The organism is Paraburkholderia diazotrophica, assembly GCF_038900755.1.
Taxonomy (GTDB): domain Bacteria; phylum Pseudomonadota; class Gammaproteobacteria; order Burkholderiales; family Burkholderiaceae; genus Paraburkholderia; species Paraburkholderia diazotrophica_A.
The window spans coordinates 1-12,162 of record NZ_JBBPEN010000018.1; the positions used below are offsets into that span (position 1 = coordinate 1).

Annotated in this window: 13 protein-coding genes; 11 read left to right on the top strand and 2 right to left on the bottom strand. The window is 61.6% G+C overall.

Annotated features, from left to right (window positions below; all coding sequences use genetic code 11):
* Positions 1–2 precede the first annotated feature (2 nt).
* Together AABE10_RS32755 and AABE10_RS32760 are read left to right on the top strand one after the other, a co-directional pair.
* The gene (locus AABE10_RS32755; RefSeq protein ID WP_342937256.1) at positions 3–1,121 is read left to right on the top strand and encodes an MFS transporter; all 1,119 of its coding nucleotides are present in this window, start codon (positions 3–5) and stop codon (positions 1,119–1,121) included.
* Positions 1,122–1,133: 12 nt separating this feature from the next.
* On the top strand, positions 1,134–2,060 hold the full coding sequence (locus AABE10_RS32760) for a LysR family transcriptional regulator (RefSeq protein WP_342937257.1): 927 nt from the start codon (positions 1,134–1,136) through the stop codon (positions 2,058–2,060).
* A 166-nt stretch (positions 2,061–2,226) separates the two neighbouring features.
* Here the strand turns inward: AABE10_RS32760 and gcvA are convergent, their stop codons facing one another.
* A complete protein-coding gene (gene gcvA / locus AABE10_RS32765) occupies positions 2,227–3,141 on the bottom strand; it encodes a transcriptional regulator GcvA (RefSeq protein ID WP_342937258.1) in 915 nt (304 codons plus the stop codon).
* Positions 3,142–3,288: 147 nt separating this feature from the next.
* Between gcvA and AABE10_RS32770 the strand changes: the two genes are divergently transcribed.
* The 8 genes from AABE10_RS32770 to AABE10_RS32805 all read left to right on the top strand — a co-directional run bounded on the left by AABE10_RS32770 (position 3,289) and on the right by AABE10_RS32805 (position 10,354).
* Positions 3,289–4,068: a glucose 1-dehydrogenase gene (locus AABE10_RS32770; protein WP_342937259.1), complete on the top strand. Its 780-nt coding sequence runs from the start codon at positions 3,289–3,291 to the stop codon at positions 4,066–4,068.
* A 28-nt stretch (positions 4,069–4,096) separates the two neighbouring features.
* Positions 4,097–4,378: a hypothetical protein gene (locus AABE10_RS32775; protein ID WP_090874148.1), complete on the top strand. Its 282-nt coding sequence runs from the start codon at positions 4,097–4,099 to the stop codon at positions 4,376–4,378.
* Between the two features lie 68 nt (positions 4,379–4,446).
* A complete protein-coding gene (locus AABE10_RS32780) occupies positions 4,447–4,791 on the top strand; it encodes a carboxymuconolactone decarboxylase family protein (protein WP_342937260.1) in 345 nt (114 codons plus the stop codon).
* 76 nt (positions 4,792–4,867) lie between these two features.
* Positions 4,868–5,548, top strand: coding sequence for a cupin domain-containing protein (locus AABE10_RS32785; RefSeq protein WP_342937316.1), 681 nt, complete (start codon positions 4,868–4,870; stop codon positions 5,546–5,548).
* Positions 5,549–5,551: 3 nt separating this feature from the next.
* Entirely contained in the window at positions 5,552–6,724 is a 1,173-nt protein-coding gene (locus tag AABE10_RS32790) for a flavin monoamine oxidase family protein (RefSeq protein WP_342937261.1), read from the top strand.
* 2 nt (positions 6,725–6,726) lie between these two features.
* Positions 6,727–7,764 carry an alcohol dehydrogenase gene (locus tag AABE10_RS32795; RefSeq protein ID WP_342937262.1) on the top strand — a complete coding sequence of 346 codons (1,038 nt, stop codon included), beginning with the start codon at positions 6,727–6,729 and terminating at the stop codon, positions 7,762–7,764.
* 116 nt (positions 7,765–7,880) lie between these two features.
* On the top strand, positions 7,881–9,212 hold the full coding sequence (locus AABE10_RS32800) for an MFS transporter (protein WP_152765024.1): 1,332 nt from the start codon (positions 7,881–7,883) through the stop codon (positions 9,210–9,212).
* A gap of 203 nt (positions 9,213–9,415) precedes the next feature.
* Positions 9,416–10,354, top strand: coding sequence for a branched-chain amino acid ABC transporter substrate-binding protein (locus AABE10_RS32805; protein WP_342937317.1), 939 nt, complete (start codon positions 9,416–9,418; stop codon positions 10,352–10,354).
* 5 nt (positions 10,355–10,359) lie between these two features.
* On the opposite strand, the gene AABE10_RS32810 is transcribed toward AABE10_RS32805, so the two are convergent.
* Positions 10,360–10,839: an Lrp/AsnC family transcriptional regulator gene (locus AABE10_RS32810; RefSeq protein WP_342937263.1), complete on the bottom strand. Its 480-nt coding sequence runs from the start codon at positions 10,837–10,839 to the stop codon at positions 10,360–10,362.
* Between the two features lie 142 nt (positions 10,840–10,981).
* On the opposite strand from AABE10_RS32810, the gene AABE10_RS32815 reads away from it, so the two are divergent.
* A complete protein-coding gene (locus AABE10_RS32815; protein ID WP_342937264.1) occupies positions 10,982–12,145 on the top strand; it encodes a M20 aminoacylase family protein in 1,164 nt (387 codons plus the stop codon).
* Positions 12,146–12,162: the final 17 nt, after the last annotated feature.

The window sequence follows — 12,162 nt, forward strand, 5'->3', positions numbered from 1 at the left end:
CGGTGCAGCTTGGGTTCATCCTCGGCACACTCATCGTCTCGCTGAGCGGCGCCGCCGATCGTTTTCGCGCGAGCAGAATCTTCGTCTGCAGCGCCGTCGTCGGTGCGCTGTTCAACCTCGGCTTTGCGTGGCTGTCGACCGGTCTCGTGAGTGGCGCGCTCTTCCGGTTCGGCGTCGGTATCTGCCTCGCCGGCATCTACCCGATGGGAATGAAGCTGATCATCGGCTGGGCGCCCAATCGCACGGGGCAAGCGCTCGCGCAGCTTGTCGGGATGCTCATACTCGGCACGGCGCTGCCCCATGCGATGCGAGTGCTGGGAATGGGTCTCTCATGGCAACTGGTCATTTCTGCGTCGTCGTTGCTTGCTGTCGGTGGGGCCGGCATTATCGGCGCGCTCGGCGATGGGCCGCACTCCGTCGTGTCGACCCGTTCTGCGAGCGGCAAGGAGACATCAGCGACGTCGCCGCCATCCGTATTCAGCGCGTTTCGCGTTCGCCGGTTTCGGGCCGCGACGCTCGGGTATTTCGGTCACATGTGGGAGCTTTACGCGTTCTGGACCGCGGTACCGCTGCTGATTGCCCATACCTCTCTGACTAGCGCTTTTCCTGGGCTCAGTGTTTCCGCGATGTCATTCGGTGTGGTCGCGATCGGCGCTCTGGGCTCCTTGCTCGGCGGTGTTGTATCGCGATACCACGGCAGTGCGAAGGTAGCGACATGCGCACTCGCGATATCCGGTCTATGTGGGCTCGTCTTCGCTTTGGGCTGGCGTCACCTGACTCCCGAAACGATGGCCGTGCTTCTGCTGATCTGGGGCGCGTCGGCCCCCGCTGACTCGCCGCAGTTTTCCGCGCTCGCTGCCGACGCATGTCCGCGCGCGCTCGTGGGAAGCGCGCTCGCGATCCAGAACTCGATTGGCTTTGCGATCACGGTGTTATCGATTGAAGCGAGCACCTCGCTTTTCGAACATATCGGACTCGATGCGATGTGGCTTCTGGTGCCAGGACCGGTGCTGGGTCTGGTCGGGTTTGCGCTCACTTTGCGAAAAGCGAGATCGTCGCAAGAGCCGATCCAACGCACCGATAGCGTCGATCGCCCGCGAAGCACCGAAGCGTTGCGCTGATGGAGAACAGGAATGCTAGACCTCCAATACCTCTCGATCGTGATGGAAGTGGATCGCCTCGGCAGCGTGACCGCAGCGGCCGACCGGTTGAATGTGACGCAGTCGGCGCTATCCCACATGGTTCGAAAATTTGAAGAGCGGCATGGCGTCAAGCTCTGGACCAAGAACGGCCGTGGACTGCGCTTCACGCACGCCGGCGAATATCTGCTTGGCCTCGCTGGGCGCGTGCTACCGCAGATGGAGCACGCAGAACGGACGCTGACGAATTTCGCAGAGGGTCGCCGTGGAGCGCTGCGCGTGGGCATGGAATGTCATCCGTGCCAGAAATGGCTTACCCGGCTCACGCCGCACTACCTCACCGCGTGGCCCGATGTCGATTTCGATGTGCGCACCGCATTCCGCTTTGATGGCGTTGCCGCGCTGCTCGGGTATGAAATCGATCTTCTGATCACGCCCGACCCGATCGACGTGCCGGACATCACGTTCTGTCCCGTCATCGACTATGAGTTGATGCTGGTGGTGCCGGAGTGCCATCCGCTCGCCACACGCGAGTTCGCTGTGCCTCAGGACCTGATGAGCGAGGAACTGATCACGGTTCCCGTGAGCAAGGAGCGCCTCGACATCTTCACGCGCTTTCTGGTGCCCGCGCACTGCAAGCCGAAATTTCATCGGACGGCTGAGCAGACTGAACTGATGCTGCAACTGGTTGCGGCCGGTCGCGGCATCGCCGTCTTACCGAACTGGCTCGTCGCGGAGGAGGGGAACGGGTTGCCTGTACGGACCGTCCGGCTCGGCGAGCATGGCTTGAGCAAGAGCATCAATGTCGGGGTTCGCAAGGGCGAAGAGGATGTCGCCTATATCGCCGGATTTCTGACGATGGCGCACGATCTCTGGGTCCCTGCGCAACGGATGGTGGTCGACCAAACGGATCTGGAGTGACGCAATGAATACAGAAGCCTCGCAACGGGGCGGCTCGCCGCACGAGATGGCCGATGCCAGTAGCAACATCGCGAGACTGACGCTTGCGCAAGCGCTGGCAGACGCCCATTCGACGATCGTATCCACAAAGCGGTCACTCGATATGAGGGCCAACGTACTTCGTATGTCAGTCGACGCAAGCCTCACTAAGAAGCCAATCGCGAAACGCGACAAGTCTCGGCAACGCAGCACACTCCTTCCGGTAGACGACGTAATACGCGAGCACCGACGGCCGCACGATGTTTGGAAACAACCGGACCAGACGCCCGGCGGCCAGATCATCGCGGACGAGAACGCTACGCGCTAGCGCGACTCCGCGGCCATCGATCGCGGCTTGCAAGACCGCGGCAGAATTGTTGATCTTCAACCCGGATCGAGCCGCGATTGTTTTCTTTCCAACGGTTTCGAGCCACGCGTCCCAGGTGACGAATCCGATCTGACGATCGACGGAGAGATCGTCTATCAGCGTCAGCCCGGCCAGGTCTGCCGGGCCGCGCAAGCGGCGATGCTTGTCGAGAAACGCCGGTGAGCACACGGGAAAAACCTCTTCGTCCATCAGTTTCTCGGCCTCCAATCCCGGCCAGTTCCCCGCGCCGTAACGGACTCCGATATCGATCCCCTGGGTCGCAAAATCCATCAGCTTCAGGCTGGTGTCGAGACGCACGTCGGTTTCCGGCCAGGCGCTCTGGAAGCGGTCAATGCGCGGCAGCAGCCACTTCGCGGCGAACGCCGTGCTGACGGTCACCGTCAGCACGCCGACAGCCGAGCCTTCCTTGAGTCGCGCGAACCCGAGGTTCAGCCGATCGAACCCGTCGCGGATGTCGGGCAGTGCCCGTAGCGCAACGTCCGTTGGCACAAGACGCGCTCGCCCGCCGCTGCCTCGATGGAACAGCGGTACACCGAGCCATTCTTCGAGGCTGCGAACGAGTTGACCGACGGCAGCGGGCGTGACGTTCAGTTCCAGTGCCGCGGCGGAAAAGCTCTGGTGGCGCGCGCTCGCCTCAAAGGCGCGCAGCGCGTTCAGGAAAATCGGAGCGGTCATTGATAGAAAGATTTTCTTTCAACGATAAACAGAATATCTCATTTGTGAGTGTGGTGCAGGGTGGCGAGAATATTCCCATGAATTAGCGATAACGACACGATTCGTGTTGCTTTCGTTCCGATCTTTCATTCTTTTTCAGGAGCAGTCATGGATAATAGTTTTTCTTCCAAAATCGCTATCATCACGGGCGGCGGATCGGGCATCGGTAAAGAAGTCGCCGCCCGCCTTGTGAACGCCGGCGCCAACGTGGTCATTGGCGGCCGTGACGAGGCCAAGCTCAGGCAGGCAGCGGCGGATATCGACCCGTCCGGCGCCCGAGTGCGTGTCCATGCGGGTGACATCGCCCGGCCTGGTACGGCGACGGCGCTGGTCGAACTGGCGACGCAGGCGTTTGGCGGCGTCGACATTCTTGTCAACAACGCGGGCGTGTTCCGCCCCAAGGCATTTCTCGACGTGAACGAGTCCGAGTACGACTGGTTTCTCGACACGATCCTCAAGGGTAAATTCTTCATGGCGCAGGCCGCGGCGAAGGCGATGCAGCTGCGCGGTGGTGGCGCCATCGTGCAGACAGGCTCGCTTTGGGCCCTGCAGGCCATCGGGGCGACGCCTTCGGCTGCGTACTCCGCGGCGAATGGCGGCGTACACGCGTTGACGCGCAACCTTGCTATCGAACTTGCGGCCTCGAACATCCGGGTCAACACCGTCGCACCGGCCGTGGTGGAAACGCCCGTCTACAACACGTTCATGACGGACGACCAGGTCAAGGAATCCTTGCCGGCCTTCAATGCTTTCCACCCGCTTGGTCGCAATGGACAGCCGGCCGACGTCGCCGAGGCGATTCTGTTCCTGGCTTCTTCGAGTGCGTCGTGGATTACCGGCACCGTCCTCTCCGTCGATGGCGGCGTGATGGCCGGTCGCCAGGCCTGATCAACCCTTCCGTGACAGGAGCCGAGAAATGGTCTATCTGCAAATCACCCTGAAGATCGCCGATGCCAACCGTGCCGCTGCCGTCGGCGTCTATCAGAAGTACAAGGCCGCGTTCCTCAATACGATCGCGGGCGCGAAGTCGAAGGAACTGCTGGTGCGCGAGCAGGATGTGCAGGTGCTGCACGGTTTTGACACAGAGGAAAACGCGAAAGCCTACCTGGAGAGCGCATTGTTCAGCGCCGATGTGGTCGGCGGTCTCAAGCCGCTGCTGGACGACGTGCCGGACGTGCGCATCTATCAGGCCGCATAACACTCACCTATTCAATGGGGCTTCGAGCCACGGCACGAGCCCTCACCTGGTCGCCTGGACACACCACCATGATGCAAGACTGGAATACCTATCGCGACGTGCTGATGACGCGCGTGAACGAATACGCCACGCTCACTCCCGATGTGGTGCGTGGTTTGATGACGATCGAAGGCGCTGCCGCGAAGACCGGCAAACTGGAGCCGAAGATCCATGAACTGATCGCGCTGGCCGTCGCTGTCACGACGCGCTGCGACGGCTGCATCACTGTGCATACCAGAAAAGCGGTCGAGCACGGCGCCACGCTGGAAGAAATCTCCGAAGCGCTGGGCGTCGCGATTGCGCTGAACGCAGGCGCTGCGCTGACGTACTCGGCGCGCGTCCTCGACGCACACGCTTCGTTGCCGAACAAATAGTCCAATCTGAGGCCGTTGGTTGGGGCTCTTGCAGCGATCAGCCGACGGCCTCCCGTTCATGCCTGGAGGAAACGCGATGCTCGTCAACGCGGACTTCTCGCGCTGCGCTGTCGTCGCGGCCGATCAATACCATTGGGTCGCTTCACCACAAAGCGGGGTCGAGCGCGTGATGCTCGACCGGCTGGGCGGCGAGACGGGCCGTGCCACGAGCATCGTGCGCTACGCTTCGGCCTCGTGTTTCCCGCAGCATCAACACGCAGGTGGCGAGGAGATACTGGTGCTGTCCGGCACGTTCTCGGAAGGGAATCGGCACTATCCGGCCGGATGGTATCTGCGCAATCCACCTGGGTCGTCGCATCAGCCCTCCAGCGATGAGGGCGCAATCATTTTCGTCAAGCTCGGGCAGATGCCGCCTGGGGAAGATCGCGCCGTGCGTATCGACACACACGACCCGTTGTGCTGGGGACGACGCGCAGGCCGTGACGTTTGCTTGCTGTTTTCAGATGCGTCCGAACGGACCGCTCTGTTACGCCTCGATCCGGACGAGCAGCTCTTCGCGAACGCGATCGATAGCGCCGAACTGCTGGTGTTAACGGGCGAACTGTGCGGCGAACTGTGGAGCGACGGGCGGCAATACGTTCGAGGTAGCTGGTTGCGTTTGCCTGCAGGCGAATATCCCGATCTTGTGGCTGGCCCGCATGGCGCCGCCCTGTATCTGAAGACGGGCCACTTCGCCGGTCTTACGACTTGCAGATAAGCCATGTCAACCGCACACATCGCGATCATTGGCGGCGGCCTCAGTGGGTTGTATGCCGCCTTCTTGCTCGAAGAGCATGGCCACAGGGACTACGTACTCCTTGAGGCACGCCACACATTCGGTGGCCGGATTGAGTCCGTTCCTGCCAACGGGTCGATCGTTGCTGGCACCAGGAGCGCAACGGCCGATCGTCACCGTTTCGACCTCGGACCGGCGTGGTTCTGGCCTGCGTTACAGCCTCAGCTGGACCGACTTGTCCACGACCTGGGACTGGAGCGCTTCGAGCAACACGAAGCGGGCGACATGATGGTTGAACGCTCGCCGGACGAGCGGCCAGCGCGAATCCGTGGCTATGCGTCCTCGCCATCTTCCGCGCGCCTGGTCGGAGGGATGGCTGCGCTCATCGACGCGGTGCGCAGCCGCCTCGCGCCGGCGCGCATGATGACGGGCCACCCGGTGCGACGCCTGCGCTGTACTGGGCATCACGTCGAACTGGACATCGAGGGCCCAAGTGGACAGGTCACGTCCTTGTGTGCCGGGCATGTGCTGCTCGCCATTCCGCCACGTCTCGCCGCGGCGACAATCGAATTCACACCGGCGCTGCCCGAAACCCTGGAGCGGGCGTGGCGCCGTACCGCGACCTGGATGGCGCCACATGCAAAGTACGTCGCCGTCTACGACGCGCCGTTCTGGCGTGAGGAAGGACTGTCCGGCGAAGCACGCAGCGCGCGGGGACCGCTGGGAGAAATCCACGACGCATCGATACCCGGCGGCAGTGCGGCGCTGTTCGGCTTCTTTGGCGTTCCGGCAAGGGTCCGAAGAAGGGTTGCCGACGACGTGTTGCGCGCGCATTGCCGTGCGCAGCTCATCCGGCTGTTCGGCGCGAGGGCCGCAACGCCCACAGCCGAATTCATCAAGGACTGGGCTGCCGACCCATACACGGCCACCGCAGCCGATCAGGATGCAGTGGTCCAGCACAGCGCGGTACCTTCGGCCGAAGCCTCGTCGGGCGTCTGGCATGGCCGGCTCGTGGGCGTCGGCAGCGAATGGTCGCCGCACTTTCCCGGCTACGTTGCGGGTGCCATCGAGGCTGCGAGCCTGGGGGTGCGTGCATTGAAGGATGCCGCGACACGTCAGGACGCGTCTTGCGGCAAACGGAATACGACCAGGAGTTGACGATGAAAAAGACTTACCGCGCAATGCACGCGACGAAACCCGGGATTCTTGAACTGGTGGAACGCCCGATACCCGCACCGGACGCCGGTCAGGTGTTGATCGAGGTCGAGGCATGTGGCATCTGCGGAGCCGACGTCAGTGATATCGAAGGGGCGGCCCCGACACTGCAGTCGCCCCGCGTGCCCGGCCATGAAGTGGTTGGCCGCATTGCTGCCATTGGAGCGGGTACGCCATCGATCTGGAAGATCGGTCAACGCGTAGGCGTGGGCCGTCTCGGCGGACACTGCAATGAATGCCCTCAATGTCGCCGCGGCCAGTTCCAGCTCTGCCAGAACCAGCCGATCGTCGGCGCCTCGTGTGAGGGTGGCTATGCCGAAATGATGCTGGCCCGTAGCACAGGCCTGATTTCGATACCCGACGAACTGAACGCCGAAGAAGCCGCGCCCATCCTGTGCGCAGGTGTCGCTACCTTCAATGCGCTCAGGAAGTCCGGCGCGGAGGCGGGCGATGTCGTGGCCGTATTGGGCATTGGCGGCCTAGGGCACATGGCCCTTCAGTACGCGCGTCGCATGGGTTTCAAGGTCGTTGCGGTCGGACGCGGCACTGACATCGCTGCCGATGCGCGATCACTCGGCGCGCATGTCTATATCGACACGAACCAGGAAGACGCGGCAGCGAGGCTCCAGGCGATGGGTGGTGCGAAGGCCATCGTGACGACCATCGGCAACACCGCCGTAGTGTCCGCGCTGTTGCGGGGGCTTGCGCCGCAGGGCCGGCTGATCGTGCTCGGTGTGGGCAAAGACCCGCTGCCCATATCGACCGGCCAGCTAGTCGTCGGCGAGCGCAGCGTCGCGGGATCGATCACCGGCTCACCCTATGAGAACGAGAAAACGCTGAACTTCAGCGTGCTGACGGGCGTGCGTCCGATGATCGAGACGATGCCACTGGAGAACGCGTTCATCGCCTACCAGAGGATGAAGCGCGGCGACGTCAAGTTCCGGATGGTCCTGACCATGGGGCAAACGCGCGACGTGCGCTAACGACGACCTGTGGCAACCGGTCATCGTTCATGCCAGCAAAGCCGGATGGGGTTTCGAGTCCAGTGCCCGGCGGACGCTGCTTCGGATCGGCGGCGAGCCGCACCAACTTGAATCAAATGTCATACATCAACGCGGACACTCTCACTGAGGCGGCATCGTCGCCCCTTTACCCTCAAGCAAGGGGCAATGTCGCAAGACTGACCATCGCGCAGGCGCTCGCCGGCGCGAACTCGACCGTCGTCTACGCAACAGGCGCGATCGTCGGCAACACGCTGGCACCCAGTCATGCGCTGGCGACCCTGCCGATCTCGATCTTTGTGGTGGGGATGGCGGCCTGCTCGTTACCTGCAGGGGCCATGGCCCAACGTCACGGTCGCCGCGTCGCCTTCCTGATCGGGACCGGATTTGGCGTGCTTGTCGGCTTGCTCGCGGCTTTGGCGGTTGTGCTGGGCTCCTTCTGGCTATTCTGCGCGGCGACGTTCTTCGGCGGCGCGTATGCCGCTGTGGTCCTTTCCTTCCGTTTCGCGGCCGCGGACTGTGTGCCGCCGGAGCGGAGTCCTCGTGCGCTGTCCCTGGTCATGGCGGGCGGCGTGCTCGCCGGAGCAATAGGGCCACAACTCGTCATCCACACCATGTATCTGTGGGCACCTTACACGTTCGCAGCGACTTTCCTGGCGCAAGCGGCCGTCGCTGCGTTGTCCGCACTCATCCTGCTTGGCGTTCGTCTTCCAATGCCGGCGGCGTCAGAGGCAGCGGGCGGCCGTCCGATCGGCGTCATTGCCCGCCAGCCCCGGTTCGTGACTGCCGTCATCTGCGCGGTCGTCTCGTACCTGCTGATGAACTTCCTCATGACGGCGGCACCACTGGCCATGCAAATGTGCGGCCTGTCACAGGCGTCGTCCAACCTCGGCATTCAGTGGCACGTCATCGCGATGTACGCTCCAGGCTTCTTTACCGGGCGGCTGATTACGCGCTTCGGTGCGCACCGGGTGATCATCGCCGGCCTGGCGCTCACAGCCCTCTCGGCAGCAGTCGGCATGTTGGGCATCGATGTCGCGCATTTCTGGCTCACGCTTATCCCGCTCGGCATCGGGTGGAACTTCGGGTTTGTGGGCGCATCGGCTCTCGTGCTCGAGTGTCATTACCCGGAAGGAAAGGCCCGCGTGCAGTCGCTCAATGATTTCGTCGTATTCGGGACGATGGCGTTCGGCTCGTTCCTGTCGGGTGGCCTGCTGACGGCATATGGATGGGGCACGGTGCTTCGGCTGTCATTTGTTCCGCTCGTACTGGCGTCCTCGTTCTCGCTGGCTCGTCTGCGGCGCGCAGCCGTGGGACACCGGGGTGATCAATGCGCCACGTTCCGGGTGTCTGACTTCGGCACGAGGGGTAGCCCGGGTATCTGCGTCGCCTCGATAGCGGGGCAAAGGATCAGGCTGCCTGGATACTGAGGCTGCCCGGAGAGGACGCATCGAGAAAAATTATCGAAAAGTGTCCGCATCTCGATCGAAATTTGCAGAAAGGTCCTCGCGCCTGATTTTGGCTACTGTGCGGCGTCGTTACGATGGTTACAGGGCGGGCGCAGTGTTGCCGAGCCCAACGGGTCGCGGATTCTGTCGATCCGATCCACAGCCAACCTATCGTGAGTACGACCATGCAATTATCCCGACCGACGATATGCCTCGCGTCTCTGATGCTTTTCCTGCAACCTCTCACGGCTCACGCAGATCTGACGGTAAAGATCGGGCAGGTTTCCCCTCTGACTGGCGAACTCTCCCACATCGGGAAGGACGACGAGAATGGTGTGCGGCTCGCAATCGAAGATCTGAACAACAGAAAGGTCCGCAATCCGAAGCTCACGCAGCAAGGATTCACGAATGTGTTCCGTATGGTTGCGAATGATGTGAGACAGGGTTCGGTCATCGGCGCGTATCTGGTCCACGATCTTGGCGCGCACAAGGTTGCCATCGTCGATGACCGCACGGCGTACGGTCAAGGTCTTGCCGATGAGATCGAAAAGTCAGTCAAGGCTGCCGGAGGCAACGTAGTCGCACGTGAATTTGGCACCGACAAGACAACGAACTGGATGGCGATTCTCACGACCATCAAGAGCCGTCAACCAGAAGGTATCGCTTTCACGGGTGGCGACACGCAAGCTGCGGCATTTGTGCAGCAGGCGCAAAAGCTTGGGTTGAAGGTCAAGTTCATTGCCGGCGATGAAGCGTGTACCCCGCAGTTCATCAAGCTGGCCGGATCCTCGATGAACAACGATACCTATTGCACGCTGGCGGGTGTGCCGCCCGCAAAGATGCCGCAAGGCCCCGAATTCTTCAAGCGCTATCAGCAGCGCTTTGGTGTTCCCGTGCAGCTGTATGCCCCTTACGCCTATGACGCAGTGCTCGCGATGGCAGACGCAATGCAGGCTGCCGGGTCGACAGACCCGAAGGTGTATCTCCCGAAGCTGCGCGCTTCGAAGCTGGACGGCGTGACGGGCGCGATCCAGTTTGACGAGAAGGGCGATATCCGTAACGGCGCAATTACTGTTCGCCAGTTTGACCAGGGCAACTGGACCGACAGGTCAGTAGTGCGTTGACTGCGTCACCCGCCCTCGGAAGCCACGGGTACGCCAAGCCCCACCTTCACGCTGCTCATGCTCACCAGCGTCTTGAAGCGTTTGACGTTGTTGTTCGAGAAGAACAGTTGTCGCGTGAGGGCCGTGTACTCCTCCATGTTGCGAACCGTCAGTATCAGCACGAAATCCCATTCGCCCGCGACGTAGTAGCACTGCTGGATTTGCGGGCACTGCGCGAAGGTGCGTTTCATCGAGTCGAGCAGATCGATCTGCTCGCTCTCGACCTCGACCGTCGCGATGATCGTCAGCGGATACCCAACCTTCTCGGGCGCGACGATGGCGGCGTAGTTGCGAATGATGCCTTCGTCGGACAGGCGTCGCAATCTGCGATTGACGGCAGCCGTAGACAGGTTGACGCGTGCGCCGAGTTCGTTTTGAGGGATTTGCGCGTCGCGTTGGACTTCCATTAACAGCTTCAGATCAAAGTCGTCGAGGCTGAGTGTCATGGTTTTGCAGCCAGAAGGTCGAAACAAAGATATTTTTGCACGGAAGCCCTAGATTTCGAGGCTTTTTCTAGCACCACAAACAATATTATCTCCATGACCGACATGCACATTCCGCGAACTTCATAAGCAAGGACGTCCGACTATGGAAAGCACGCTGCAGAGCCAGTTGAAGAGCTGGCGCCAGTATTTGCATCAACATCCCGAGACTGGCTTCGAGGAAGTCAATACGTCCGACTATGTGGCGAACATTCTCAGGACGCTGGGACTGGAGGTTCACCGTGGCATCGGCGGAACCGGACTCGTTGCCAACCTTTCGGTCGGAGACAGGAAGCGAGCTATCGGCCTGCGCGCCGATATGGACGCGCTGAACATTGTGGAGCAGGCGCCTGACCGGCAGCATGCTTCTCGCGCCGCCGGAAAAATGCACGCGTGCGGGCACGACGGGCATATGTCGATGCTCCTGGGAGCGGCTCGGCTCCTTGCCGAGCGGCGCGACTTCAACGGCACCGTCCGCTTCATCTTTCAGCCGGCAGAAGAGCATGGCCGCGGCGCGAAGGCGATGATGGCCGACGGCCTGTTCGAACGGTTCCCGATCGAGGCGATCTTTGGCGCGCACAACATGCCGGGCATGCGTGCGGGAACGTTCGCAACGCGTCCGGGCGGCATCATGGCGAGTGAAGACAACTTTGTCATTCATATCAAGGGGCGCGGCACACATGCCGCCCGTCCGCATATGGGGGTGGACCCAATCGTCATCGCGTCGCAGATCGTCATGGCATTGCAGACCGTCGTTTCGCGCAATCTCGACCCGAGTCTGCAGGCAGTGATTTCCTGTACGGAATTCATCACTGACGGCCTGAGAAACGTCATTCCGTCGAATGTCATCATCAAGGGCGATACGCGAAGCTATTCGCGCGAAGTGCAGACGCTGCTCGAGACGCGCATGCGCGAAGTATGCGAAGGTATCTGTTGCACGCACGGTGCCGATTGCACGTTCGAGTACACGCACGAATTTGCTCCGACGGTGAACTCGGAGCAGTTCGTGGACGTCGCGGTAACAGCGGCGCGCAATGTGGCGGGAAGCGATGGCGTCGACGCCAACATCCAGCCGATGATGATTTCGGAAGACTTTGGCGCGTTCCTGCAGGTCGTTCCCGGCAACTTCATCTTCATCGGCAACGGCGAGTCGGTGGAGAAAGGGGGTATTCCCCTCCACAACGCTACCTACGATTTCAATGACGAAATCCTTTTGACGGGAGCCAGATATTTCGCTGAGATCGCCCGGCTCGAGTTGCCGGTCGGCTAACGACCAAAGCGAAATAA